This window comes from Limnohabitans sp. Rim8 (assembly GCF_943326455.1).
GTDB lineage: Bacteria > Pseudomonadota > Gammaproteobacteria > Burkholderiales > Burkholderiaceae_C > Limnohabitans_A.
Window position 1 is genome coordinate 24534 of sequence record NZ_CALPTI020000006.1, and the last position, 25602, is coordinate 50135.

Annotated in this window: 20 protein-coding genes and 1 tRNA gene; 8 read left to right on the top strand and 13 right to left on the bottom strand. The window is 57.4% G+C overall.

From position 1 onward, the window contains the following. Window positions 1-121 precede the first annotated feature (121 nt). From Q1M54_RS05890 to dapC, 4 genes are all read right to left on the bottom strand, one after another. On the bottom strand, window positions 122-2212 hold the full coding sequence (locus tag Q1M54_RS05890) for an ATP-binding cassette domain-containing protein (RefSeq protein ID WP_300555146.1): 2091 nt from the start codon (window positions 2210-2212) through the stop codon (window positions 122-124). A 111-nt stretch (window positions 2213-2323) separates the two neighbouring features. Further along, a complete protein-coding gene (gene prmB, locus Q1M54_RS05895; protein ID WP_300555148.1) occupies window positions 2324-3202 on the bottom strand; it encodes a 50S ribosomal protein L3 N(5)-glutamine methyltransferase in 879 nt (292 codons plus the stop codon). Next, window positions 3199-4374 carry a succinyl-diaminopimelate desuccinylase gene (gene dapE, locus Q1M54_RS05900; RefSeq protein WP_300555151.1) on the bottom strand — a complete coding sequence of 392 codons (1176 nt, stop codon included), beginning with the start codon at window positions 4372-4374 and terminating at the stop codon, window positions 3199-3201. The genes prmB and dapE overlap by 4 nt, the downstream gene beginning before the upstream one ends. Further along, window positions 4371-5591 (bottom strand): succinyldiaminopimelate transaminase, encoded by a 1221-nt coding sequence (gene dapC, locus Q1M54_RS05905; RefSeq protein ID WP_300555154.1) that lies wholly within the window; start codon window positions 5589-5591, stop codon window positions 4371-4373. The genes dapE and dapC overlap by 4 nt, the downstream gene beginning before the upstream one ends. Before the next feature lie 178 nt (window positions 5592-5769). Here dapC and smc point away from each other — a divergent pair, with 178 nt between their 5' ends. The 3 genes from smc to ligA all read left to right on the top strand — a co-directional run bounded on the left by smc (window position 5770) and on the right by ligA (window position 12527). Beyond that, window positions 5770-9297 carry a chromosome segregation protein SMC gene (gene smc / locus Q1M54_RS05910; protein ID WP_300555156.1) on the top strand — a complete coding sequence of 1176 codons (3528 nt, stop codon included), beginning with the start codon at window positions 5770-5772 and terminating at the stop codon, window positions 9295-9297. Between the two features lie 19 nt (window positions 9298-9316). Then, window positions 9317-10372 carry a cell division protein FtsZ gene (locus Q1M54_RS05915; RefSeq protein ID WP_300555158.1) on the top strand — a complete coding sequence of 352 codons (1056 nt, stop codon included), beginning with the start codon at window positions 9317-9319 and terminating at the stop codon, window positions 10370-10372. A 79-nt stretch (window positions 10373-10451) separates the two neighbouring features. Next, window positions 10452-12527 carry an NAD-dependent DNA ligase LigA gene (gene ligA, locus Q1M54_RS05920; protein ID WP_300555432.1) on the top strand — a complete coding sequence of 692 codons (2076 nt, stop codon included), beginning with the start codon at window positions 10452-10454 and terminating at the stop codon, window positions 12525-12527. 4 nt (window positions 12528-12531) lie between these two features. On the opposite strand, the gene def is transcribed toward ligA, so the two are convergent. The 8 genes from def to lptF are packed head-to-tail and all read right to left on the bottom strand — an operon-like array spanning window position 12532 to window position 19346. Further along, entirely contained in the window at window positions 12532-13071 is a 540-nt protein-coding gene (gene def / locus Q1M54_RS05925; protein WP_300555160.1) for a peptide deformylase, read from the bottom strand. Window positions 13072-13081: 10 nt separating this feature from the next. Further along, complete coding sequence (locus tag Q1M54_RS05930) at window positions 13082-13477, bottom strand: 5-fold beta-flower protein (RefSeq protein WP_300555163.1); 396 nt, start codon at window positions 13475-13477, stop codon at window positions 13082-13084. A 31-nt stretch (window positions 13478-13508) separates the two neighbouring features. Next, the gene (locus Q1M54_RS05935) at window positions 13509-14564 is read right to left on the bottom strand and encodes an alpha/beta fold hydrolase (RefSeq protein ID WP_300555165.1); all 1056 of its coding nucleotides are present in this window, start codon (window positions 14562-14564) and stop codon (window positions 13509-13511) included. 17 nt (window positions 14565-14581) lie between these two features. Beyond that, window positions 14582-15751, bottom strand: coding sequence for a pyridoxal phosphate-dependent aminotransferase (locus tag Q1M54_RS05940; RefSeq protein ID WP_300555168.1), 1170 nt, complete (start codon window positions 15749-15751; stop codon window positions 14582-14584). Between the two features lie 7 nt (window positions 15752-15758). Beyond that, window positions 15759-16700, bottom strand: coding sequence for a CysB family HTH-type transcriptional regulator (locus Q1M54_RS05945; RefSeq protein ID WP_300555171.1), 942 nt, complete (start codon window positions 16698-16700; stop codon window positions 15759-15761). Window positions 16701-16735: 35 nt separating this feature from the next. Further along, entirely contained in the window at window positions 16736-17137 is a 402-nt protein-coding gene (locus tag Q1M54_RS05950) for a CbiX/SirB N-terminal domain-containing protein (protein WP_300555174.1), read from the bottom strand. Further along, window positions 17134-18240: an LPS export ABC transporter permease LptG gene (gene lptG / locus Q1M54_RS05955; RefSeq protein ID WP_300555177.1), complete on the bottom strand. Its 1107-nt coding sequence runs from the start codon at window positions 18238-18240 to the stop codon at window positions 17134-17136. The genes Q1M54_RS05950 and lptG overlap by 4 nt, the downstream gene beginning before the upstream one ends. Further along, complete coding sequence (gene lptF / locus Q1M54_RS05960) at window positions 18237-19346, bottom strand: LPS export ABC transporter permease LptF (protein WP_300555180.1); 1110 nt, start codon at window positions 19344-19346, stop codon at window positions 18237-18239. Before lptF ends, lptG begins: the two co-directional genes overlap by 4 nt. A gap of 24 nt (window positions 19347-19370) precedes the next feature. Between lptF and Q1M54_RS05965 the strand changes: the two genes are divergently transcribed. The 4 genes from Q1M54_RS05965 (at window position 19371) to Q1M54_RS05980 (ending at window position 22923) form a co-directional block, all read left to right on the top strand. Further along, window positions 19371-20927: a leucyl aminopeptidase gene (locus Q1M54_RS05965; protein ID WP_300555183.1), complete on the top strand. Its 1557-nt coding sequence runs from the start codon at window positions 19371-19373 to the stop codon at window positions 20925-20927. 23 nt (window positions 20928-20950) lie between these two features. After that, complete coding sequence (locus tag Q1M54_RS05970) at window positions 20951-21385, top strand: DNA polymerase III subunit chi (protein WP_300555186.1); 435 nt, start codon at window positions 20951-20953, stop codon at window positions 21383-21385. Beyond that, window positions 21382-21645: a hypothetical protein gene (locus Q1M54_RS05975; protein WP_300555188.1), complete on the top strand. Its 264-nt coding sequence runs from the start codon at window positions 21382-21384 to the stop codon at window positions 21643-21645. The genes Q1M54_RS05970 and Q1M54_RS05975 overlap by 4 nt, the downstream gene beginning before the upstream one ends. Before the next feature lie 111 nt (window positions 21646-21756). After that, on the top strand, window positions 21757-22923 hold the full coding sequence (locus Q1M54_RS05980; RefSeq protein WP_300555191.1) for a branched-chain amino acid ABC transporter substrate-binding protein: 1167 nt from the start codon (window positions 21757-21759) through the stop codon (window positions 22921-22923). Between the two features lie 107 nt (window positions 22924-23030). Here Q1M54_RS05980 and Q1M54_RS05985 read toward each other — a convergent pair. Then, window positions 23031-23121, bottom strand: a tRNA-Ser gene (locus tag Q1M54_RS05985). A 195-nt stretch (window positions 23122-23316) separates the two neighbouring features. On the opposite strand from Q1M54_RS05985, the gene Q1M54_RS05990 reads away from it, so the two are divergent. Continuing rightward, complete coding sequence (locus Q1M54_RS05990) at window positions 23317-25590, top strand: arginine/lysine/ornithine decarboxylase (protein WP_300555193.1); 2274 nt, start codon at window positions 23317-23319, stop codon at window positions 25588-25590. The last annotated feature ends 12 nt before the right edge of the window (window positions 25591-25602 follow it).

The window sequence follows — 25602 nt, forward strand, 5'->3', positions numbered from 1 at the left end:
GGCTTGGCTGAATGCTCTTGCGAACGATCAAAGTGGGCTTCGTGCTTGGCTGGGGCCCATCAGAGTCTTATGAGATAAATAGACCAAAGCCCCTGCACTTTTGATGGGGCACAGCTGCCATTCAAGCCGCTGTGGCCTCCTCAAGCTTTGAGGTCAATTCAAGCCAGCGCTCTTCTAGCGCAGAGACCTCGTCGGCCAAAACTTTGAGTCGGCGGCCAGCATCTGCCATGTCGGCCGGTGAAATAGGCGTTGTCAGCAGAGTCTCCAATTTCACTTTTTCGGCCTCGATGCTGGCCATGCGTTTCTCGTTTTGCTCCAGCTCTCTTTTGAGGGGGCGTGTTTGAGCCGCCAAAAGTTGGCGTTTTTGTGCTTCAATTTTGCGTTGTTCGGCACCGCTGAGGCTCGGCGTAGTAAGGCTTGTTGTTGCAGACGTCAATGGCTTGACTGTCACATCTACAGCGGCAGTGCCAGTTAACGCATCAGTCGTGTTGGCGTGCAAAGCAAGCGCAGCCGCTGATGGCTCGTTTGCAGTCTTTTGTGAGGCGTTCGCGTTGATTGCAGGGGTCGCATCACGGGCGGTATTTTTAGCCAACTCGCGCAAGCGCTTGGACTCGTCCAGCAGGTATTTTTGGTAATCGTCCAAGTCCCCGTCAAAGGGCTCGACCTTGCCACGGCCCACCATCCAGAACTCGTCGCATACGGCACGAAGCAGTGCGCGGTCGTGACTGACCAGCATGACAGTGCCTTCGAACTCGTTGAGCGCCATGGACAGCGCTTCGCGCGTGGCCAGATCCAAGTGGTTGGTTGGCTCGTCCAGCAGCAGCAAATTAGGCCGCTGCCAAACGATCATGGCCAGCACCAAGCGGGCTTTTTCGCCACCGCTCATGGTACCCACGGCCTGTTTGACCATGTCGCCCGTGAAGTTGAAAGTGCCCAAATAGTTGCGCAGGTCCTGCTCGCGGCTCGGTTCACCACTGTTGGGTCCCAGTTCTTTGGCCAATCGGATCATGTGTTCCAGCGGGTTGTCCTGTGGGTGCAACACATCGAGTTCTTGTTGGGCAAAGTAGCCGATGTTCAGGCCCTTGCCCTCGGTCAGCGTGCCCGCCAGCAGCGGCATGGTGCGGGCAATGGTTTTGACCAAGGTCGACTTGCCCTGGCCGTTGGCCCCCAAAATGCCAATGCGCTGCCCGGCAAGAACCGATTTGCTCACGCCTTGCAAAATGGCTTTGGGTTCGTCGTCCACGACATAGCCAAAACTCGCTTCGCTGATGGCCAGCATCGGGTTAGGCAGGTTGTTGGGCTCTTTGAAGCCAAAGGTGAATTCAGCATCGGCCAGCAGCGGGGCCACTTTTTCCATGCGCTCCAGTGCCTTGACGCGGCTTTGCGCCTGCTTGGCTTTGCTGGCTTGGGCTTTGAAACGGGTGATGAACTTTTGCAGGTGCGCGATTTTGTCCTGCTGTTTGGCAAAAGATGCCTGCTGCAACTCCATCTGTTGGGCGCGCAAGATCTCAAACGCGCTGTAGTTGCCGCCATAGCGGGTCAGCTTGGCCTGATCGATGTGCAGGGTGACGTTGGTCACAGCATCCAAAAATTCACGATCGTGGCTGATCACGATCATGGTGCCCGCATAGCGTTGCAACCAGGCTTCAAGCCAGACCAAGGCGTCCAAGTCCAAGTGGTTGGTGGGTTCGTCCAGCAGCAGGATGTCGGACGGACACATGAGCGCCCTGGCCAGTTGCAAGCGCATGCGCCATCCGCCCGAAAAACTGTTGACGGGATTGTTGAGTTCGTCCACCCGAAAGCCCAGACCCAAAATCAACGCCTCGGCACGGGGCAGGGCGTCGTGGTCGCCCGCATCGGCCAAGTCGGTGTAAACGTGAGCCATTTCCATGCCATCTCCGCTGGCTTCTGCGGCAATCAAGCGTTGTCGCAGTTCGGCCAAGCGGGTGTCGCCCTCCAGCACGAAGTCCGATGCAGGCTGGTCGGTTTCTGGCATGTTTTGTGCCACTTGGCCCATGCGCCACTGGCGGGGCATGTCAAAGTCGCCACCGTCTTCAGTGAGGCCCCCGTTGAACAAGGCAAACAAGGTGGATTTTCCCGCACCGTTGCGCCCAACCAAGCCGACTTTTTCGCCAGGGTTCAGGGTAACGGAGGCTTTGTCCAACAGCACCTTGGTGCCTCGGCGCAGGGTGACGTTTTTGAGGTTGATCATGAAAAAACAATGACCGGAATTGTTCCGGGATAAGGGGCGGCGTCAGCGCAGGGGCTGAAACTGCTTCGGGATAACCCGCTATTTTCGCCGATGTGGGTTCAGTCTGGCCCGTTAAAGGGTGAGCAATGCTTCTCGGGTCATGAGCAAGACCTGATCGTCGCCTGCGCTGGTGTCCAACCAAGTTACCTCGAGCGCTGGAAAGGCGGCGATGAAATGCTCCACCTCGTTGCCGATCTCCAGCACCAGCACTGCGTTCTCGCTCATCCTTTTGGGGGCGTCTTTGAGCAGCTGCCGCACAAAGTCCATACCGTCCGTGCCGCCAGCCAGGGCCAGCTCAGGCTCAGCGCGGTATTCGGCAGGCAGGGCGTCCATGCTGGCTTGGCAGACATAAGGCGGGTTGCACACAATCAGGTCAAACGGGCCAGGCACGGAAGACATGCCATCGCTGTGCACCAGCGTCACCCGCTCTTGTAAGCCATGCCGCTCGACGTTGATGGCCGCCACGGCCAGTGCTTCGTCTGAAATATCAGCCCCAGTCACCAACACTTCAGGCCAGGCCAGCGCCGCCAACACAGCCAAACTGCCGTTGCCCGTGCACAGGTCAAGAACTTGCTTGGTTTGCTCGCTGAGCCAAGCGTCGATGGTGCCGTCGGCCAGCACCTCAGCGATCAGGCTGCGCGGCACGATGGCGCGTTCGTCGATGTAAAAAGACACACCTTGCAACCAGGCCTCTTGGGTCAGGTAGGCGGCGGGCTTGCGGGTGCTGATGCGCTCTTCAATCAATGCAGCGCAAGCTGATTGCTGGTCAGCCGTCAGCTCCTGATCGGCCACCTCGTTCAAGTCTGTATCGAGCGGCAGTCCCAAGTGCCATAGGACGAGCCAAACGGCTTCATCAAACGCATTGAGTGTGCCGTGCCCATAGGAAAGCTTTGCTTGGTCTAAGCGGGCAGCAGATTCTTCTAAAAGTGCCGAGAGCTTCAAACCGCTCATGCCGACAGACCCGCGTTGAGTTGTTCCAGCGTACGCCGGTAAATGGCCTTGAGGGGTGCCATATCGCTCAGGGCCACATGCTCGTTCACCTTGTGGATGGTCGCGTTGGGGGGGCCGAACTCGATGACCTGTGAGCAAATTTGCGCAATGAAGCGGCCGTCGCTGGTGCCCCCAGTTGTCGACAGCTCGGTAGAGAGGCCAGTTTCGTCGGTGATGGCTTGTTGAATGGCTTTGACCAAGGTGCCGGGCGTGGTGAGGAAAGGCAAGCCGCCGATGGTCCATTTCAGCTCGTAATTCACCCCATGCCGGTCCAACACGTCGGTCAGGCGCTCCTGCAGGCTCTCGGGCGTGGATTCGGTACAAAAGCGAAAGTTGAAATCCACCACGCAGTCGCCGGGGATCACATTGCTCGCGCCCGTGCCTGCATGGATGTTGCTGACCTGCCAACTGGTGGGTGGGAAAAACGCGTTGCCCTCGTCCCAACGGATGCCGACCAACTCGGCCAGAGCTGGGGCAAGGCTGTGAATCGGGTTCTCGGCCAAGTGTGGATAGGCGATGTGGCCTTGTACCCCTTTGACGGTGAGTTTGCCGCTCATCGTGCCGCGCCGGCCATTTTTGATCATGTCGCCAGTTTTAATCACCGAGGTGGGCTCACCCACGATGCAAAACTGGGGTGTTTCACCCCTTGCCACCAGTTCTTTGCAAACCACGACAGTGCCGTCCAGAGCGGGACCTTCTTCGTCACTGGTCAGCAAAAAGGCAATGCCCAAAGCGGGATCTGGATTCTGGGCCAGAAACTCATGCACTGCCACCACCATGGCAGCCAGCGAGGTTTTCATGTCACTTGCGCCGCGGCCAAAAAGTTTGCCGTCTTTGTGGGTGGGCGTGAAGGGGTCGCTGTCCCATTGCGCCAGTGGCCCCGTCGGCACCACGTCAGTGTGTCCCGCAAATGCCAACGTTTGATCCGATGAACCCGCACGCTTGGCCCACAGATTGCGCACGCGGAAAATCTCAGGGCCCGAGTCCATGAACTCGCACACAAAGCCCAAGGGCTGGAGCGCTTGGGTGATCAGATCGAGGCAGCCCGCGTCATCGGGGGTGACAGAGGGGCGTGAAATCAGTTGCTCAGCCAGGCGCAGGGTGTCGGTGCAAACAGCAGCAGAGGCGCTCATTTTTGATCCTTGTGAGGGTGTTCACGCACAAAACGGGCAATCCGCTCGGCCGCTTCCAGGCATTCAGGGGTTTCGGCCACCAAGGCCATGCGAATACGTCCTTGCCCAGGGTTGCCGCCATTGAAATCGCGTGCCAAGTAGCTGCCGGGCAGCACGGTGACGTGTTCACTGGCATAAAGGGCTTGGGCAAATGCGGCGTCGTCGCCTTGCCAGCCTGCTGGCACGCCAGCCCAAAGGTAAAAGCTTGCGTCGGGCAATTTCACGTCCAGCACCTCGGCCAAGACGGGCGTGACTTGGGCAAACTTGGTGCGGTACTGGTACCGGTTGTCCACCACATGGGCTTCGTCGCCCCAAGCGGCCACGCTGGCGGCTTGCACGACCGGGCTCATGGCGCTGCCGTGGTAAGTGCGGTAAAGCAAAAACTGTTTGATGACAGCCGCATCACCGGCCACAAAGCCGCTGCGCAAGCCGGGTACATTGCTGCGCTTTGAAAGACTGGTGAAGGCGATCAAACGTTTGAAGTCGGTGCGCCCGAGTTGGTGGGCCGCTTCGAGCCCACCCAATGGCGCCTCATCGCGAAAGTAAATCTCGCTGTAACACTCGTCAGAAGCGATGACGAAGCCGTATTTATCCGACAACTCAAACAACTTTGACCATTCGGACAGCGGCATGACCGCCCCCGTGGGGTTGCCGGGTGAGCAAACAAACAGCAGCTGCGTTCGCGCCCACACCTCGCCGGATACGCTGTCCCAGTCGTTGGCAAAGTTGCGTGCCGGGTCGCTGGGCACGTAGTGCACCTGAGCGCCGGACAGCAAGGCTGCACCCTCGTAAATTTGGTAGAAAGGGTTGGGGCTCACCACCGTGGGTTCAGGGCGGGTTGGATCGATCACGGTTTGCGTGAGGGCAAAAAGGGCCTCTCGTGAACCGTTCACGGGCATAACCTGCGTGACCGGGTCCAGTGACAATCCATAGCGAGTTTGCAACCAAGCGGCGCAGGCTTTGCGCAGCGCAGGTTCACCTGCAGTGGCCGGATATGCCGACAAGCCGGTGGCGACAGAAGCTTTGAGCGCTTCTTGGATGAAAGCGGGCGTGGCGTGCTTGGGTTCGCCAATGCCAAGGCTGATGTGGCGCAAGGCTGGGTTGGGCGTGCGGCTTGCGAACAGCTGCTTGAGCCGTTCAAAAGGATAGGGTTGCAGCTTGGTGAGAAGGGGGTTCATAACCCGATTATCCGGGAAGGCTGGGTTGAACTCAGCGAGTAGGCTTTTGCGCCACCAGGCACTATCAACCTTCATCTTGGCCATTCCTGTCAGTTAATATTGATGTTTTCGGGCCATGGCTGTCTGGGCTGCCCTATTTATTTGATCTTCAATCGATCCGACAACGAACCGAACCACCGTGCGTCTCAATTCCATCAAGCTCTCGGGCTTCAAATCGTTTGCCGAACCCACCAACTTTTTGCTGCCCGGGCAGCTGGTCGGTGTGGTGGGTCCCAACGGTTGTGGCAAGTCCAACATCATGGACGCCGTGCGCTGGGTGCTGGGCGAGTCCAAGGCATCTGAGTTGCGTGGCGAGTCCATGCAGGACGTCATCTTTAATGGCACCACCACCCGTAAACCTGCCAGTCGGGCCAGCGTGGAGCTGGTGTTTGACAACGCCGACCACCGCGCAGGGGGCCAGTGGGGTCAGTTTGCCGAAATTGCCGTCAAGCGCGTTCTGACTCGGGACGGCAACAGCAGTTATTACATCAACAACCAGCCGGTGCGCCGACGTGACGTGCAAGACGTGTTTTTGGGCACGGGACTGGGCCCACGCGCCTACGCCATCATCGGGCAGGGCACCATCAGCCGCATCATCGAGTCGCGCCCCGAAGAGCTGCGCCTGTTCCTCGAAGAGGCTGCTGGCGTCTCCAAATACAAAGAGCGTCGCCGAGAGACCGAGAACCGGCTGTCCGACACCCGTGAGAACCTGACCCGGGTCGATGACATCTTGCGCGAGCTGAACGCCAACCTCGAAAAGCTCGAAAAGCAGGCTGAAGTGGCCCGTCGATACAACACTTTGCAGGCCGACAGCACGCTCAAACAGCAGCAGCTCTGGTTCTTAAAGCGCCGTGACGCAGAAGGCGATCAAGGCCGCATGAAGTCCGACGTGGACCAGGCCGTGAATGCGCTCGAATCCCGCATGGCAGACCTGAGGCACGTCGAGGCCGATCTGGAGACCATCCGCCAGGCGCATTACGCTGCAGGTGACCAGGTCAACCAGGCCCAGGGGGCTTTGTATGAAGCCAGCGCTGAAGTGGGCCGTTTGGAAGCCGAAATCCGCTTTGTGGTGGAAGGGCGCCAACGCGCCGAGCAGCGTTTGCAGCAGTTGATCGAGCAAACCGCCCAATGGGGTACCCGCAGCCAAGACGCCCAAGCTGAGCTGGAGACTTTGTCTGAACAAATAGCCATGGCCGAAGACCAGAGCATGACTTTGGCCGCCCAGGTGGAAGACCAGGCCATGACGCTGCCTGATCTGGAAGAGGCCCTTCGCAAAGCCCAAAACGATGCCACTGCCCAACGCGCCTCAGTTGTGCAGGTGCAGCAGCAAATTGGCGTCTTGGCAGCGGACCAGCGCCATGTCGAAGAGCAATCGCGCCAGCTGGACACCCGCCGCGAGCGCTTGCTGAGCGACCGCAACGCCCTGACTGCGCCCGACGAAGCGCGACTGAGCCACTTGCAAGAACAACTGACCGAGGCCGAAACCTTGTCCGCCGAATCCGAAGCTCGGCTGCAGGACCTGCAAAGCCAAGTGCCCGTGTTGGACGAGGACCGCCGCACTCGCCAAACCGCCGTAAACCAAGAGTCGTCCAAACTGGCCGACCTGAGCGCCCGTATTGAGGCACTCAAGGCCTTGCAAGAAAAAGTGCGCACCGACGGCAAGCTCAAACCCTGGCTGGCCAAGCACGGCATGGAGGGACTTGAAGGTCTTTGGAGCCGCATCCACATTGAGCCAGGCTGGGAAAACGCCCTTGAATCGGCCCTGCGCGAACGCTTGTCTGCCTTGGAAGTTTCGCGCCTGGACATGGTGCGCGCTTTTGCGAATGATGCACCGCCCGCCAAATTGAGCTTTTTCAGTCCGCCATTAGCCGCCAAAGCCGAGCCGCGCACGGGCATTCCGGCAGGCTGCAAGCCCCTGGCTGAGCTGTTGCGCGTCAGTGATGCCGGATTGTTGGCGCTGCTGAGCGATTGGCTGCAAGGCTGCTACACCGCTCCGAGCATCGAAGACGCGCTGGCTTGGCGCAGCCAGCTCCAAGCCGGTGAAAACCTGTTCGTGCAGGCAGGTCATGCGGTGGACCTCAACAGCGTGGTGTTTTACGCCCAAGACTCCGAGCAAGCGGGTCTTTTGGGCCGTGCCCAAGAGATCGAGAACCTGGAAAAGCAACAGCGCGCCCAGACGCTGATCGCTGAAGAAAGCCGCAGTGCATTGGTTCGGGCCGAGGCGGCTTATGCCGAGGCCTCGCAACATTTGATCGCTGTGCGCCGCGAAGCCAGCGAAAGTCAGTCGCGCACACACGAGTTGCAGGTCGAGACCCTGCGCTTGTCGCAGCTGGTCGATCAAAGCCGCGCCCGCAGCGAACAAATCAGCAATGATCTGGCCGAAGTCGAGGCCTTGTTGGACGAGTTGCAAGAGCGCCGAGTGACCGCAGAAGCCCGCTTTGAGGAGCTGGACATGCAGCTGGCCGATACGCAAGAGCGCCATGCCCAGCTGGACGAGCGCGTCATCGAGGCCGAGCGCAAGCTCGCCGAATGCCGCGAACAGCAGCGCAGTCTTGAGCGCAGTGCACAAGAGGCTCAGTTCTCGCAACGCAGCTTGGACGCCCGTCGTGCCGAACTTCACCGCACCATTGAGACCGCGCAGCAGCAAGTGGCCAGCATCGAAGCCGAAATTCAGCGCGCCCGGGACGAGCTCAGCCGCCTGACCGATGCTGCAGCCCAAGCCGGTTTGCAAAATGTCCTGGCGCTCAAGCTCGAGCGAGAGCAAGCCCTGGGCGCCTGCCGCAGTGCCTACGACGACTTGACCGCCAAACTGCGTGCCAGTGACGAGCGCCGCGTGAGTTTCGAGCGGGAACTTGACCCACTGCGCCAACGCATCACCGATTTGCAGCTCAAAGAGCAAGCAGCCCGCCTGGGCCTGGAGCAATACACCCAGCTGCTGGTCGATGCACAAGCCGACTTGGAGGCCGTGGCCGTTTCGATTGAAGCGGGTCAGGTGCGCGTGACGGGCTTGCAAGGCGAGATCGATCGCATTCAGCGCGAAATCTCCGCGCTTGGCCCGGTTAATCTGGCCGCGCTGGAAGAGCTGACCACTTCGCGCGAGCGAAAAGTCTTCTTGGATTCACAGTGCGCCGACTTGACGGATGCCATGACCACGCTGGAAGACGCGATCAAGAAAATTGATGCCGAAACCCGCGACTTGTTGGGCGGTACTTTCAAGATCGTCAACGAGCACTTCAGTCGAATGTTCCCCGAATTGTTTGGGGGCGGCAATGCGCGTTTGGTGATGACCGGCGACGAAATTTTGGATGCCGGTGTTCAGGTGCTGGCGCAGCCACCGGGCAAGAAAAACCAAACCATCCATTTGCTGTCGGGCGGCGAAAAAGCCCTGACGGCCATCGCCTTGGTGTTTGCTATTTTTCAGCTCAACCCTGCACCGTTTTGCTTGCTCGACGAAGTGGACGCGCCGCTTGACGACGCCAACACAGAACGCTATGCCAAATTGGTCAAGGGCATGGGCAAAGAAACCCAGTTCCTGTTCATCAGCCACAACAAGATCGCCATGGAGATGGCCGAGCAGTTGATTGGTGTGACCATGCAGGAGCAGGGCGTTTCACGCATCGTGGCCGTGGACATGGAGTCTGCGGTCTCAATGGCCGATGTGGCCTGAGGACCTTATGTTGGAATCGATGAGTTCTTTGCAAATGAGTTTGGCGGCTATCGGTGCACTCACTGTGGGTGCCGTGGTTGTTTACAACTATTGGACGTCTCGCAAAAACGAACCCCGCCAGGCTGATCCATTGCGCGAACCTTTGGGCAGCGACATGGAGCCCGTTCTCGATACCGAGGTGGTCATGAAACCAGCTGTGGGTCAAGACCCTGTGCTGGACGATGGTTTTGGAAGTCTGCCTCTGCCTGAGCGCAAGACTGCTTTGGACGCGCTGATTGACGTGATGGCTTTGATCGAGGTGGATCAAGTGGTGTCGGGTGATGCGGCACTGGCGGCTTTGCCACTGACACGGCGAGTCGGCACCAAGTTGTTCACTGTTGAAGGGCTTTCACAAGAAACCGGGTTGTGGGACAGTTTGGCACCCTCTCGCCGGTATACGGCTTTTCAGGCAGGTGTTCAGTTGGCCAACCGCATGGGGGCTTTGAACAACATTGAATTTTCAGAGTTTGTGGTCAAGACTCAAGCCTTCGCCGACGCTGTGGGCGGTACGCCCAGTTTCAGTGACATGCTCGAAGAGGTGTCGCGTGCGCGTGAATTGGATCAGTTCGCCAGTGTGCACGATGCGCAGCTGAGCTTCACCCTGTGTGCCCGCAGTGCCGCCTGGAGTCCCGGCTACATCCAACAGCACGCTGGTCGGCTTGGATTTGTACCGGGTGTGATGCCCGGTCGCATGGTCTTGCCTGCTGCAGAACAAGGCATGCCTCCGGTATTGGTATTGACATTTGACAGCCAGGCGGCACTGGCCGACGATCCCGCTTTGTCGGCCATTCGTTCATTTGCTCTGAGTCTCGATGTGCCTCAAACCGCCCGAGTAGACGAACCCTTCACCCGACTTCGTGAAGCCTCCCGCTTATTGGCCGAAGCCATGGACGGTGTGGTCACCGACGGTGAAGGTCAGATGCTGAACGCCGATGCACTGGACCAAATTGGCAACGATTTGCAGCAACTGTATGACGCGCTCGATGCGCGTGAATTGTCGGCTGGATCACCTCAAGCCCGGCGTTTGTTCTCTTGAGCGGGTTTGAGCCTTGAATCCCAGCACGCCAGACCTGTTTGGCGATTTATTTGCCGAACCCTCAACGCCACTTACCCACATGGGCGTGTCCCGCGCCATGACCCCTGCAGAACAGGCAAGGCTGCTCCGCGCTGAATTGCACCATCACGCGTACGCTTATTACACGCTGGATGCACCGGAAATTCCAGATGCTGAATACGACCGTTTGTTTCGCGAATTGCAAGCGCTTGAATCAGCCCACCCTGATCTGCAGAGCCCAGACTCACCCACTCAGCGTGTTGGCGGCGCAGTCCTTGACGCTTTTGCCCAGGTCACCCACCGTGTGCCCATGCTCAGCATCCGCACCGAAACCGACACCGAAGCCAGCGGAGCCGAGGCTTTTGACACCCGCATCCGCAAAGAGTTGGGACTGACTGAAGCCGATCCGGATGTGGCCTATGTGGGTGAACTGAAATTCGACGGTTTGGCCATGAGTCTGCGTTACGAGGCTGGCGTGTTGGTATCAGCGGCGACTCGGGGCGATGGTGAAACGGGCGAAGAGGTCACGGCCAACATCCGAACCATTGGACAAATTCCGCTGCGTTTGCCACCCGATGCGCCCGTTGTGCTGGAAGTGCGTGGCGAGGTCTACATGCGACGCGACGACTTCGAGGCCTTGAACGAGCGGCAACGCCAACGCATTCATGCAGGCATGAAGGGCGAAAAAACCTTCGTCAACCCGCGCAACGCCGCTGCTGGCGCCGTGCGCCAACTGGATTCAGGCATCGCTGCCGAGCGCCCTTTGAGCTTTTTTGCCTATGGTTTGGGCGACATCACCCCGGCCAGTGAGGGTGGTCCGCTCTGGGAAAGCCACTTCGACATGCTGATGCAGCTCAAGGCCTGGGGCTTTCCAGTGGCCAAACAAACCGCTCGCGTGCTAGGCGCGGCAGGCCTCGTAGGCTTTCACCAGCGCATCGCGGCCGAACGCGATACCTTGCCCTACGACATCGACGGCGTCGTCTACAAAGTCAACGACTTGTCGCAGCAAGCCCGTCTGGGTTTTGTCACCCGTGAGCCGCGTTGGGCTGTTGCCCACAAATACCCTGCGCAAGAAGAGATGACCACTGTTCAAGGCATTGAAGTGCAGGTTGGGCGCACCGGCAAACTCACGCCCGTGGCCAAGTTGGCCCCGGTATTTGTGGGCGGGGTGACGGTGACCAATGCGACTTTGCACAATGAGCTAGAGGCTCGCCGTAAAGACGTACGGATAGGGGACACCGTGGTTGTGCGCCGTGCGGGCGATGTGATCCCAGAGGTGGTGTCGGTGGTGCTGGATCGCCGCCCCGCCGAGGCACCGCTTTTCACCATGATGACGCACTGCCCTGTGTGTGGCAGTTTGGCCGAGCGGGAAGAGGGCGAAGCCGACCACCGCTGCACGGGCGGTCTTTTTTGCAGCGCCCAGCGCAAACAAGCCATCTGGCATTTTGCCCATCGCCGCGCCATGGATGTGGATGGCTTGGGCGACAAATTGGTGGACCAACTGGTCGATGCCGGACACGTCAAAACCCTGGCTGACCTATACCACTTGAAGCTGGACACGCTGTCGAACATGGACCGCATGGCCGAAAAATCGGCCTTGAATCTGCTTGATGCTTTGGAGGCTTCCAAGCAAACCACCTTGGGTCGTTTTGTGTTCAGTCTGGGCATTCGCCATGTCGGCGAGGCCACGGCCAAAGAGTTGGCACGGCATTTCGGTCAGCTTGACGCCATCATGGTGGCCAGTGAAGACGCGCTCTTGCAGGTGGCCGACGTTGGCCCTGTGGTGGCGCACAGCATTCGCACCTTTTTTGACCAGCCGCACAACCGTGAAGTGGTGCAAGCCCTGCGCGAAGCCGGCGTCACTTGGCCTGAAGGCGATGCGCTGGCACCGACCGACATGCCACTGGCGGGCATCACCGTGGTGCTGACGGGCGCTTTGCAAAGCATGGGCCGAGACGAGGCCAAAGAGAAACTCGAAGCCTTGGGGGCCAAGGTGGCCGGCTCAGTCAGCAAGAAAACCCATTATGTGGTGGCGGGTGCCGAGGCAGGTAGCAAGCTGGACAAGGCTCAGGCTCTGGGTGTGCCCGTACTGGACGATGACGGTTTGGCCGTGCTGCTCGCAGGTCAGAAACCCTGACGACTCAATCGTCCTCAGCAGCGCTGATGTCCGGGAACAGCACGTCGGTAAATCCAAAGCGCGTGAAATCACGCACCCGCATCGGATAAAGCTTACCGATCAGGTGGTCACATTCGTGCTGAACCACGCGGGCATGAAAGCCGTCGACTGTGCGGTCAATGGGCGTGCCTTTGTCATCGAATCCGGTGTACCGAATGCGCGCCCAGCGCGGCACGATGCCACGCAAGCCTGGCACCGACAGGCAGCCTTCCCAGTCGTCTTCTTCGACTGTGCCCAGCGGCGTGATCACCGGGTTGACAAGCACGGTGCGGGGCACCAACGGCCTGTCGGGGTAGCGCGGGTTCATGGCCGAACTGCCAAAAATCACCAGCTGCAAGTTGACCCCAATTTGTGGCGCGGCCAGGCCAGCGCCATTGACCGCCACCATGGTGTCGTGCATGTCGGCAAGCAGGGCTTGCAGCTCGGGAGTTCCAAATGTTCGCACTGGCTCGGCCACGCGAAGAAGTCGGGGGTCGCCCATTTTGAGGATGTCACGAATGCTCATCTTGGCAATTTCACATGAAGAAATAAAAGAACACAATGATCTGCATGCGTCGCAGGCCATCGGCGCGGCCAATCTGGTGGCCTGAGCCGTCGTACAGTCGATCACCATCAATGCGACCCAAGGGCGTGCCCGAGGCACTGTAAAGCCGGTCTCCATCGATTCGCCCCATTGGGCTTCCCGAGGCGTTGTACACCCTGTTTGCGTCGATTCGTCCTAACTGACGCCCAGAGCTGTCATAGACGCGTTCACCGTCGACCCGCCCGATGTTTTGGCCCGAAGCGCTATAGAACCGTTCGGCATCCACCCGGCCCAATGCACGCCCGCTGCTGTCGTACAAGCGCTGCGCAAAAGCAGAGGGCATCAACAATAAAACGATGAGTAAGGCGGCGATTGGGCTTTTTGACATCAGAAAAATAATCTAAAAGCGACACAGTGCATCAAGGCAGCTTGGCGCATACCGACGCTTGGGCTTGTTGCGCATTTGTCTTTGTGGTCAGAGGATTTTGCGCCAACCAAAGCCCAATGTCTTGCATCACTTGACGGGTTTGCAATTGTCGCGTCAACAAATGCCAGCCTTCCGGGTAAATAGCAAAATCGAGCTTATCGCTGACTGAGCCTGCTGCGTTCAGGTGCTTCAGCCAATGGCATACCGGTGCTGGCGGGATGATGCGGTCGCGCAAGCCGTAAAGGACCAAACTGCGCTGCGGGGGCAGATCGCTCAAGTCTTGGGCCCGGCCCATGAGCGCCGTCACACCGGCCAAGCTGCTGACGCGGGTGGCTTTGATGAACAGCGGGTCGCGGCTGAGGTCACGCGAGACTTCAGGGTCATTGGTGGGGGTGATGCCCAGTGATTGCACGCCGCGGCCTGTGAACGTCATGTCAGGGGCCACAGCATTCATGAATTGCAAGCTCATGCGCTGGTACCAAGGCATGCTGTTGGCACCCCATACAGCAGGAGCCTTGAGCACCACTTGGTCAGCCACCAAACCGGGTGCTTCAGATGCAGCCACCCAGACCAAGGCACCGCCCATGCTCTCACCCACCACCGACAGGGGCAAATCTGGGTGCTGCAAGCGCAATTGGGCGGCTATATGCCGCAAATCGGCCAGTAGCGCAATGGTGCCCGGCCAAATGCCGGGTTCCGGGTTTGCACCAAAGCCGCGCTGATCGTAGGCGTAAACAGTGGCACCCAGTTCTGTCCTTAAATGCTGCGCGAGAGATTCAAAAGCTTTGCTGTAATCGTTGAAGCCGTGAACGCCCAACACAATGTGTCGTGGCTGAGGGTTTTGCCAGACGCGTCCTGTCAGATTTTGGCCATTCTCCAATTCAAATTGCAGTGGCAAAGGCGCTGTGGCGCTTGTGGATAAAGAATGATCGCGCAGGGGCTGCGAAGTCACTTGGGCCGGACTGGGTGCGCAGGCAGACAAACCCAACAGCGACAAGGCCATGAGCCAAGACCAGCCCGTGGACTTGAAAACCGCCAGAAAGCTCAAGGCCTGTATCCCATGTCTTACAGACCCTTGAGCTTGTCCAACGCAGCCAGCAGGGTGTCATCCTGTTTGGCAAAGCAAAAGCGAATCACTTTCTGGTCAAACCCGTTGCCATAAAAAGCCGACAGTGGAATGGCGGCCACACCGATGTCGGTGGTCAGCCATTTGCAAAAATCAGCTTCGCTCAGGTTTTTCTCGGGTACTTTCAAATTCGAGATGTCCACACACTGAAAGTAAGTGCCTTCGCCCGGTAGCAATTTGAAGTGTGTTTTCACCAAGCCGGCGCGGAACAAATCGCGCTTGCGTTGGTAAAACGCGGGCAGTTCCAAATAAGGAGCAGGGTCGGCCATGAAACGCGCCAGCGCGTGCTGCATGGGCGTGTTGACGGTGAACACATTGAACTGGTGGACTTTTCGAAATTCGGCGGTGTAAGCCGCAGGCGCTGCCACGGTGCCCACCTTCCAACCCGTCACATGGTAGGTCTTGCCAAAGCTTGACACGATGAAAGCGCGAGCAGCCAAACCGTCGAAATGGGCAGCGCTCCAGTGCTGGTTGGGCGCATACACCATGTGCTCATAGACTTCGTCACTGATCAACACGATGTCGGTGGGGGCCAAGATTTCTTGCAAAGTCAGCATGTCTTGCTGTGACCAGATCATGCCGCTCGGGTTGTGTGGCGAATTGATCAAGATTGCCCGTGTGCGCTTGTTGATGGCCGCGCGGATTTTGTCAAAGTCAGGCCGAAAAGTGCCAGGGGTAAGGGGTACACGCACCACCACGCCGCCCGCCAACTCGATGTTGGGCACATAGCTGTCGTAGCAGGGTTCAAGAACGATGACCTCGTCCCCCGGGTGCACGATGGCCAGTACGATGGTCAAAATCGCTTGGGTAGCGCCTGCGGTGACCGTGATTTCACTCGCCGGGTCATAGTGTCTGCCATAAAGGGCTTGAATCTTGCGAGACACCGCCTCGCGCAAGGGGGCAACGCCGGTCATAGGTGGGTATTGGTTCAGGCCTTCACGCATGGCGTCAGTGACCAGCGCAGGAAGGCGTGGGTCACAGGGAAAGTCCGGGAAGCCTTGACCCAGATTGACCGCATTTTTTTCAGTGGCCAAGGCTGACATCACGGTAAAGATGGTGGTGCCCATATGGGGCGCTTTGGAGACAATGGCAGGCGTGCGTGCGTTCATGGCAGTTTCAAAGTTCGTAATCGTTGACATGGCCGGTCATGGCCCGTGCGACCAAGGGGGCAGTCAGTCGGTCGCTGAGCATTTCGGCAAATTGGTAGACAAATTGGCGCAGGTATGCGCCCCTCTTAAAGGCCACACGGGCCACATTCATGCCCAGCAAAGCACCCAGCGGTCGAACCGCCAGGTCTTTGATCGGATCATCCTTGACGGCCATTTCAGCCACGATGCCAATGCCAAGGCCCAGTCGAACATAGGTCTTGATGACATCCGAGTCGATGGCCTCGAGGGCGATACGTGGGGTGATTTTTTTCGCAGCAAATGCTTGGTCAATTCTGCTGCGGCCTGTGAAAGAGGGGTGGTAAGTGATCAGGGGTTCGCTGGCGATGTCTTCCAGCGACAAATGGGTCTTGGCAGTGAGTGGGTGATCCAAAGGCAGGACCAGCACGTGTTGCCATTCGTAGCAGGGCAGGGTAACCAAGTCCTCGTAGGCCGACAAGGATTCGGTGGCAATGCCAATTTCAGCGGTGTCGTCCAACAACATTTTGGCCACTTGATCGGGCGCACCTTGGTGTAAGCTGATGTTGACTTGGGGGTATTTTTCGCGCAACTTGGCCACGGGTACCGGCAACACGTAACGCGCTTGAGTGTGGGTCGTTGCAATGGACAAAGTGCCACTGTCTTGGGTGCTGAATTGCTCGCCAATTTTTTTCAGGTTGTTGACCTCGCGCAGAATCAATTCAATGCTCTGCAGCACATGTTGACCAGGTTCGGTGATGCGCTTGAGGCGTTTGCCATGTCGCGCAAAAATCTCAATGCCCAATTCATCTTCCAACTCAATGATGGCTTTGGACACACCCGGTTGCGAGGTATGCAGGGCTTTGGCGGTTTCCGTCAAATTCAGGTTGCGGCGGGCCGCTTCTTGGACAAAGCGAAATTGGTGCAGGTTCATGTGTGAATTGTTATATGCTTGACCTTAATTATGCTTTATTCGTCTATTGCCTTGTCCCCATGTCCTGCGGCAATGCGGGCCATGAGGGAGGTCATGGCTGGATGTTCGCCAATTGCAGGAAGCAATTCGAATCGCATTTGCGGGTAAGCCTCGGACAGACTCTGCACGATCCCGGGCAAGTCTTCGCGAGCATGCCGACCAACCCCCAAAAACATAGGCACGATGCGCACATGGGACAAACCCTGTTTCATCATCTGTTCAATGGTGCTCGGCAGATCCGGCTGGGTCAACTCCAAAAAAGCCACGGCCACAGGCAAATTTGGCCACCTGTGGTTCATGCGCTCGGCCACGGCGTCAATGGGCAAACGCCATAACGGGTCACGCGATCCGTGTGCAAAAAGCACCACACCCGTGCCTGAATTGAAGCTGGGGTTCATCGACGAAGGACCATCCACCAAAATGCGGCCAAAGAAACGGCACTGTACAAAAGAGCTGGCGCAGCCGATGTGAGCAGCGGTTGCCAGTTTTGCAAGTTGCCGATGAAGCTGAACACGTTGTTCAGGAGCGCAAAGCTGATGCCCGCCAAAACCCCGCCAAACACATGTCCAGCGATTTGGCCTGATCGGAAGTGAAGGTAAGCAAAGGGGAGTGCCAGCACCAACATCACCAAACAGCTTAAGGGGTAGAACACCTTGCGCCAAAACTCAATTTCATAGCGTTGGGCGTTTTGGTTGTTGTCCGACAGATGTCGCATGTAACTGAACAGTTCCCAAGTGCTCATGCGGTCCGGACTGAGCAATGCGGCTGCCACCATGTCAGCACTGATGCCGGTGGACCAGACCTTGGTGCCTGTCTTGGTGGCATTGAACTGCAAGGATGGGTTGCTGCTGGATGCGTTGATGGACTTGTGGTCCACTTGGATAAGCTGCCATTGACCGGCTTGAATTTGGGCATTTTGGGCAGTGGTGATGGCCAGCAATTGGCCTGCCTCATTGAACGCATGGATGCGAACATCTTCCATTTGGTCAATGCCATCAAAACGGCGCACATTCACGGCGTACTGCTGGTTGCCTTGTTTCTCTCTCAGCCAGGCGCCAGTTTGGCCCACGGTCAGTTGACCTTGAAAAGGGGCTTTGATTTGTTGGGCTTGTCGTTCGGCCCAAGGTGCAGCGTAATCGCCCAAAAAAAATGTCCATCCTACAAAGATTAATCCCAGTTTGAGCAGGGAACTCAGGGCCATCCAGGGTTCAAGGCCCCCCGTTCGCAAGATGGTGAATTCGGAGCTTTTAGCCAAGCGAGCCATCACAAAAATACTGCCGATCAAGACAGAGATGGGCAGCAACTCGTAAAGGTGCGATGGAATTTTGAGGGAGACAAAGAGCAGCGCGTGTTGCAACAGGTAACCCTGGCTAGCGAAGCGGGAGAGTGATTGCAGCTCATCCACCATGTCAAAAAACAAAAATAGCGCGAGAAAGCCTAAAGCGACAAACACCACAGCCCGGATGATTTCCCCGAACAGCAAGCGACGAACGGTTTTCATGCTGGGGCCCCTTGGGTTTGACGGATGGACGGCAACCAATTGCGCCAACTCCAATTCATGTGGCGCCAAGCCAGCCAGACCAGTGACACCGCCAACACACCCCCATGCAAGCCAAGAACAAAAGGCATGGCACCCATTCGGCCAGTGCTGATCCAGCTTTGCCCCACGTTCAACAGGTTGTAATAGGCCACGAAAACAAAAAGAGCCAATCCCAAGTGGTAACTGCGGCCGACACGCGGGTTTACAGCCGACAGGGCCAGCGCCAGCAGCACCATGTTGATGGCGGTGAATACCAAGCCAACACGCCAAGCCAGTTCGGCTTGGTTGTTGGAGGTGGGTTGTTGGATCAGCTGCAGTGTGGTGCTTTGTCGGCTGTTGCGGACGCTGCTCACGGGCGAAGTGTCGCTGTCGATCAAAAGTTGGTAACGCTCAAATTGGGTCAGGCGCGTCTCCCCAGTGTCAAGATGGGTCAACCATTGCTGCCCTTTTTCAAGAAACAAAAACCGGTCCAGCCCCACAAACTCGATGCGTCCTTGCGAAGCCGTGGTCACGCTTTCCAACTGTCCGTCACGGCTGGACACGAACACGTTGGTGCCCCATTCTTGACCCGGACTGTCTTTGTCAATGAAAAACACGCGGTTGCCACCCGCCGATTCTTGAAACTGACCCGGGGCAATGCGTTCCACGTCGTTTCTTTTCTCATAGCGCTGGCGCAGGTCCTGAATTTGTTGGTGACTCCAGGGCCACACAAAAAGCGACAACAGGCCAATCACCACAAAAATGGGCCAAGAAAAACGGAAAAGTGGGCGAATAAATTGGCCCACACCCTGACCACTCGCAAACCAGATGACCATCTCGCTTTCGCCGTACATGCGTGACAAAGTGGCCACACTCGAGATAAAAAGGCTGAGCGTGATGATGGTGGTCATTTGCCCCAGCACACTGAAGCCCATGACCAGCAAAACTTCCGATGGGTTCACGCTTCCCCGGCTCGCTTGTCCCAAGGTACGGATCAAAATGATCGTCATAACGATGGTCACGAGGATCAAAAGTGTCGCACCAAAATTGCGCGCCAAGTCTTTGCGTAATGAGGAATGGAATAACATTGTCAAAACAGGAAAACCCGAATTATGAACTTCGAAATCCAAAAGCTTTCTCTTGCTCGTGCAATTCAGGGCCAACTCGATGCCCTGATCGTTTTGTGGCCGATTGAAACCGTACCCGATGCATTGGGGCATGACCCCGTGACCCGCTGGGTGGCCACAGCCATTGAGCAGGGTGATTTTGAACTCAAAGCCGGGGCCGTCATGTCACTGTATTGCCAGCCGGGGATCTCCCCCCGCCATCTGGTGGTGGTCTGCACTGCCAGCAACCAAGCTGGTCAAATTCGAAGCGCGGTTCAGGCCGCCTGGGGTGCGCTCAAGTCCGCCAAGGTCAAGCAGCTGGGCCTGCACATGGTGGGTGATGCAACGGCGCAGGGCCTGCAATGGGCTTTGTCCGGCCTGGCCGATGCCAGTTACAGCTACACCACCACCTTGAGCAAGCCTAAAACCCGTTTGCTCAAGCAGGTGATTGTCAGTACAGAAAACAGCATGCCGGCCCTTGATCATGCCGTGCGATACGCGCAGGCCTTGGTATCGGGCGTTGAATTGGCCAAAGAATGGGCCAATCGTCCTGCCAACTACGCCACGCCGACCCATTTGGCCCTTGCGGCCAAAGACATTGCCAAAGGCAAACCCTTCAAATGCGAGGTGTTGGGCCCTAAAGAGGTGGCCAAGTTGGGCATGGGTGCCTTCATGGCTGTGGCCCAAGGTTCTGCCGAGCCATTGCGGTTCATTGTCATGCGGTACAACGGCGCTGCAGCCACTCAAGCCCCTGTTGTGTTGGTGGGCAAGGGCATCACCTTTGACACGGGCGGAATCTCCATCAAGCCCGCGCCAGAAATGGACGAGATGAAGTACGACATGGGTGGTGCGGCCAGTGTTCTGGGCGTTTTCAAGGCCTTGACGCATTTGAAGCCCACCATCAACGTGGTGGGGCTGATTCCAGCCACTGAAAACATGCCCGATGGCTTGGCCGTTAAGCCAGGTGACGTGGTCACCAGCATGAGCGGTCAAACCATTGAAATCCTGAACACCGATGCCGAAGGCCGTCTGGTGCTGTGCGATGCGCTGACCTATGCTGAACGCTTCAAACCGCAGGCAGTGATTGACATTGCGACCCTCACGGGCGCCTGTGTGATCGCTCTGGGCGCTGTGCGAACTGGCTTGTTCTCGAGCAATGATGCACTGGCCATGCAACTGCAGCAAGCCGGCGAGACCTCTGGCGACACCTGCTGGCGCATGCCCCTGGACGAAGACTATGCCGAAGGCCTGAAGTCTCGCTTTGCCGACGTGGCCAACGTGGCTGGCCGTGCTGCCGGATCGGTCACCGCAGCCAAGTTTTTGCAGCGTTTCACCCAGAGCTTTCCTTGGGCGCACTTGGACATTGCCGGCACCGCTTGGCGAAGTGGCGCAGCCAAGGGAGCTACCGGTCGCCCCGTTGGAATGCTGCTTCAATACCTGACCGATCTTGCTGGCGCGACAGGGCCTTCAGGTTCTGCGCAATCTAAACGACAGACCCAGACCCAATCGACCATGCCGGTCACCAATGTCAAGTCCAAAGCACGTGCTTTGCGAAAATCCTGAAGACCCTTTGACTCACAGAGTTGATGACCCGCATCGAATTTCACTTCAACACCAAAGAACGCTTGTTGCACACCTGCCGCTTGCTTCGAAAGGCGCGTTCTCAGGACATGCGCATTGCGGTGGTCGGGGCGCCGGCCACTTTGAGGCAACTCGATACCGAGCTCTGGCGTTTTCAAGATGTGGCGTTTTTGGCGCATTGCACCCCTGAGTCATCGCCAGAAGTGCGAAGCGCTTCGCCCATCTGCTTAGGTCCAGATCCGCTGGCATGGGGCATGAACGATGTTTTGGTCAATCTCAGCGACGACGTGCCCACAGGTTTTGAGGGTTTCCAGCGACTGATTGAGATTGTGTCGAGCGACGAGCATGGCAAGGCCCAAGCGCGTCTTCGTTGGAAACATTACAAAAGCTTGGGTTTCGACCTGGTCCAACATGATTTATCCAAAAGCACTGAGCCATGAACGCTGTATCGAATGCAACACCCGACGTTCGTCCATTGCCTGACGAAATTCCGACCCTGACACAGGAGATGGGCGAGGTTTCGTCTGTTGTAGAAATTGCTTTAGACGCCCGCGCAGCAGAAAAGCAAGCCTTCATGGCTCTGTCGGCCGAGTTGCTTCAGCAACTGAGGCCGGAATTTGACCGTTTGGCCGCAGGTTTGGTGCATCGCACCCTTGAAACAGCGTGGCACCACAAGGTCAGCACCCCCACAAAACCGTGACGGCTTGTATTTCAAAACCTGTCACTTTGGTTTTCCCTGAGTCACAAGTGCATCAATTTGCAGTATCTTCAGGGCTTGCTTGATTGAAGCAATTTTTTGTATGGAGTGTTTATGAAATTTTCTGGTTCGCGTTCTTTGACCGTGGTGGCTTTGGCTGCTGCAGCCGTTGTGTTGGCCGCTTGCGGCAAAAAAGAAGTGGTTTCCAACGAGATGGTTGTCAAAATCGGCCACGTGGGTCCGGTCAGCGGTGCCATTGCCCACTTGGGCAAAGACAATGAAAACGGTGCACGCATGGCCATTGAAGAGCTCAATGCCGCTGGCCTGAAGATCGGTGACAAAACCGTCAAGTTCGAATTGCTGACCGAAGACGATGCCGCTGACCCCAAACAGGGTACAGCCGCAGCCCAAAAGTTGGTCGATGCCAAAGTCAATGGCGTGATCGGTCACCTCAATTCGGGCACCACCATTCCTGCATCACAGATTTACAACACAGCCGGCATTCCCCAGATCTCGCCATCGGCCACCAACCCCAAGTACACCCGTCAAGGTTATGCAGGTGCTTTCCGGGTGGTGGCTGACGACGTGCACTTGGGTGGCACGCTGGGCAAATACGCCGTTGAAACCCTGAAGGGCAAAAGCATCGCTGTCATCGACGACCGTACCGCCTACGGACAAGGCGTGGCTGAAGAATTCAAGAAGGCCGTCACTGCCGCTGGTGGCGCCATCGTGGGTCATGAATTCACCACCGACAAGGCTTCAGACTTCAATGCCATTTTGACCACCCTCAAGGCCAAGAAGCCCGACATCGTTTTCTTCGGTGGCATGGACGCTGTGGCGGGTCCGATGTTGCGCCAGATGAAATCCTTGGGTATCCAAGCCAAGTTCATGGGTGGAGACGGCATCTGCACCACTGAATTGGCCAAATTGGCGGGCGATGCCATGCGCGACGAAGGCGTTGTATGTGCTGAAGCCGGTGGCGTTGAAGGCGAACAAAAAGTAGGCATGGACAAGTTCCGTACCGACTTCAAGGCCAAATTCAATTCGGACGTACAGGTCTACGCCCCATATGTCTATGACGCCGTCAAAGTCATGGCCACTGCCATGGTCAACGCCGGTTCTGCTGATCCAGCCAAGTACTTGCCTGCTCTTAAGAGCATCACTTACAAGGGCGTGACGGGCGATATCGCGTTTGACGAAAAAGGCGACATCAAAAATGGCGCGTTGACTTTGTACACCTACAAAGGTGGCGAGCGTTCACAGATCGCTGTGGTTCGCTGATCTGACAGCCCCTGTTGGACAGGGGCCGTTTTCAAAGGGCGCATCCCATCGCCTTCTGGATCGCCAAAAAGAAAAAGCCTGCACATGTGCAGGCTTTTTTGGTTTTTTGGCGGAGCAGGCGGGATTCGAACCCGCGGTGGGCTATTAACCCACACACGCTTTCCAGGCGTGCGACTTAAACCACTCATCCACCGCTCCGAAGGGGCAGATTGTAGCAGTGGATGCGGCGTTTTTTGACCCGTGCGAACGATTGTTGTGAAGGTTCTGAAGGCTCGGCTCGGCTTGTTTTTCGCCATTTTGTGATTTGACGCGTTTTGCAAGGGCTTTTTGTCCTTAAACTTCGCCTTCGTTGAATATCTTTGTCCTTCCATTGGCGCTAAGCCCCATCAGCCCATGAAATTTCGATTCCCCATCGTCATCATTGACGAAGACTACCGTTCCGAAAACACCTCGGGCTTGGGCATCCGTGCATTGGCCGATGCCATCGTGGCCGAAGGTTTGGAAGTGTTGGGTGTGACCAGCTATGGCGACTTATCGCAGTTTGCGCAGCAACAAAGCCGTGCCAGCGCCTTCATTCTGTCCATCGACGATGAAGAGTTTTCACCCGGCCCCGACCTGGATCCGGCGGTCATCAATTTGCGCGCCTTCATCGACGAAGTACGCCGCAAAAACGCAGATGTGCCCATCTACATTTATGGCGAAACGAAAACCTCGCGCCATTTGCCCAACGACATCCTGCGTGAGTTGCACGGCTTCATCCACATGTTTGAAGACACGCCCGAGTTTGTGGCGCGCCACATCATCCGCGAGGCCAAAAGCTACCTGGAGGGTGTGCAGCCCCCGTTCTTCAAGGCGCTGCTCGATTACGCCGAAGACGGCTCTTACTCTTGGCACTGCCCTGGTCACTCGGGCGGCGTGGCATTTTTGAAGAGCCCCGTGGGGCAGATGTACCACCAGTTTTATGGCGAGAACATGCTGCGCGCCGACGTGTGCAACGCGGTGGAAGAGCTGGGCCAGTTGTTGGATCACAACGGCGCCATTGGCGAGAGCGAGCGCAATGCGGCGCGCATTTTCAATGCCGACCATTGCTTCTTTGTGACCAACGGCACCAGTACCTCCAACAAAATGGTGTGGCACCACACCGTGGCACCGGGCGATGTGGTGGTGGTGGACCGCAATTGCCACAAGTCGATCTTGCACGCGATCATCATGACCGGCGCTGTGCCTGTGTTCATGAAGCCCACGCGCAACCATTTCGGTATCATTGGCCCGATCCCCAAGAGCGAGTTTGAGCCTGCGGCCATCATGGCCAAGATCAAAGCCAACCCCTTGCTCAAGGGCGTGGACCCTAAAAAAGTCAAGCCACGCGTGATGACCCTCACACAGTCCACCTACGACGGTGTGCTTTACAACACCGAGACCATCAAGACCATGTTGGATGGTTATGTCGATAACCTCCATTTCGATGAAGCGTGGCTTCCCCACGCGGCCTTCCACCCGTTTTATGGCCCTTACCACGCCATGGGCAAAAAGCGTGCACGTCCCAAAGAGTCGATGGTCTATGCCACACAGTCCATCCACAAATTGCTGGCGGGCATCAGCCAAGCCAGCCATGTGCTGGTCCAAGATGCCCAGAACGTCAAACTCGACCGGCACTTGTTCAACGAGGCCTATCTGATGCACACCTCGACCTCGCCGCAGTACAGCATCATTGCCAGCTGCGACGTGGCCGCCGCCATGATGGAGCCGCCCGGTGGCACCGCGCTGGTTGAGGAAAGCATTGCCGAGGCGCTGGATTTCCGACGTGCCATGCGCAAGATCGATGCCGAATACGGCAAAGACTGGTGGTTCAAGGTGTGGGGGCCTGAGAAGTTTGCCGAAGAAGGCATTGGCCGCGCCGACGATTGGATCTTGCGCAACGACCCCCGCAAAAAGGCCAGCAAGTGGCACGGTTTCGGTCAGCAGCTGGCCGATGGCTTCAACATGCTGGACCCCATCAAGTCCACCATCGTCACGCCGGGCCTGGATCTGGATGGCAAGTTCGACAAGACCGGTATTCCCGCTTCCATCGTCAGCAAGTTTTTGACCGAGCACGGCGTCGTGGTCGAGAAGACGGGCCTCTACAGCTTCTTCATCATGTTCACCATCGGCATCACCAAGGGCCGCTGGAACACCTTGCTCACCGCTTTGCAGCAGTTCAAGGACGAATACGCCAAGAACCAGCCGATGTGGAAAATCATGCCGGAGTTCTGCCAGAAGCATCCCCGTTATGAACGCATGGGTTTGCGCGACCTTTGCCAGCACGTGCATGAGATGTACGCCAAGTACGACATCGCCATCCTGACCACCGACATGTATTTGTCTGATTTGGCACCGGCGATGCGTCCCTCAGACGCCTATGCCCACATAGCCCAGCGCAAGACCGAGCGGGTAGAGATCGACCACTTGGAAGGTCGGATCACCGTGGGCTTGGTCACACCTTACCCACCGGGCATTCCGCTTTTGATTCCGGGTGAAGTCTTCAACAAGAAGATCGTGGACTACCTCAAGTTCGCCCGTGAGTTCAACGAGAAGTGCCCAGGTTTCGAAACCGATATCCATGGCTTGGTCGAGATCACGGACGATGAGGGCAAAAAACGCTATTACGCTGATTGCGTCATGGCCTGATTCCCACCTTGA

What these genes read in the sequence shown, in the direction of transcription:
- Q1M54_RS05980 (WP_300555191.1), top strand. Translation starts at nt 21,757, where the DNA reads ATGAAATTTTCTGGTTCGCGTTCTTTGACCGTGGTGGCTTTGGCTGCT.
- ligA (WP_300555432.1), top strand. Translation starts at nt 10,452, where the DNA reads ATGGGCGTGTCCCGCGCCATGACCCCTGCAGAACAGGCAAGGCTGCTC.
- Q1M54_RS05940 (WP_300555168.1), bottom strand. Translation starts at nt 15,751, where the DNA reads ATGAACGCACGCACGCCTGCCATTGTCTCCAAAGCGCCCCATATGGGC.
- Q1M54_RS05990 (WP_300555193.1), top strand. Translation starts at nt 23,317, where the DNA reads ATGAAATTTCGATTCCCCATCGTCATCATTGACGAAGACTACCGTTCC.
- Q1M54_RS05930 (WP_300555163.1), bottom strand. Translation starts at nt 13,477, where the DNA reads ATGTCAAAAAGCCCAATCGCCGCCTTACTCATCGTTTTATTGTTGATG.
- Q1M54_RS05945 (WP_300555171.1), bottom strand. Translation starts at nt 16,700, where the DNA reads ATGAACCTGCACCAATTTCGCTTTGTCCAAGAAGCGGCCCGCCGCAAC.
- dapC (WP_300555154.1), bottom strand. Translation starts at nt 5,591, where the DNA reads ATGAACCCCCTTCTCACCAAGCTGCAACCCTATCCTTTTGAACGGCTC.
- Q1M54_RS05950 (WP_300555174.1), bottom strand. Translation starts at nt 17,137, where the DNA reads ATGAACCCCAGCTTCAATTCAGGCACGGGTGTGGTGCTTTTTGCACAC.
- Q1M54_RS05890 (WP_300555146.1), bottom strand. Translation starts at nt 2,212, where the DNA reads ATGATCAACCTCAAAAACGTCACCCTGCGCCGAGGCACCAAGGTGCTG.
- dapE (WP_300555151.1), bottom strand. Translation starts at nt 4,374, where the DNA reads ATGAGCGCCTCTGCTGCTGTTTGCACCGACACCCTGCGCCTGGCTGAG.
- prmB (WP_300555148.1), bottom strand. Translation starts at nt 3,202, where the DNA reads ATGAGCGGTTTGAAGCTCTCGGCACTTTTAGAAGAATCTGCTGCCCGC.
- Q1M54_RS05975 (WP_300555188.1), top strand. Translation starts at nt 21,382, where the DNA reads ATGAACGCTGTATCGAATGCAACACCCGACGTTCGTCCATTGCCTGAC.
- def (WP_300555160.1), bottom strand. Translation starts at nt 13,071, where the DNA reads ATGAGCATTCGTGACATCCTCAAAATGGGCGACCCCCGACTTCTTCGC.
- Q1M54_RS05915 (WP_300555158.1), top strand. Translation starts at nt 9,317, where the DNA reads ATGAGTTCTTTGCAAATGAGTTTGGCGGCTATCGGTGCACTCACTGTG.
- Q1M54_RS05970 (WP_300555186.1), top strand. Translation starts at nt 20,951, where the DNA reads ATGACCCGCATCGAATTTCACTTCAACACCAAAGAACGCTTGTTGCAC.
- lptG (WP_300555177.1), bottom strand. Translation starts at nt 18,240, where the DNA reads ATGAAAACCGTTCGTCGCTTGCTGTTCGGGGAAATCATCCGGGCTGTG.
- lptF (WP_300555180.1), bottom strand. Translation starts at nt 19,346, where the DNA reads ATGTTATTCCATTCCTCATTACGCAAAGACTTGGCGCGCAATTTTGGT.
- Q1M54_RS05965 (WP_300555183.1), top strand. Translation starts at nt 19,371, where the DNA reads ATGAACTTCGAAATCCAAAAGCTTTCTCTTGCTCGTGCAATTCAGGGC.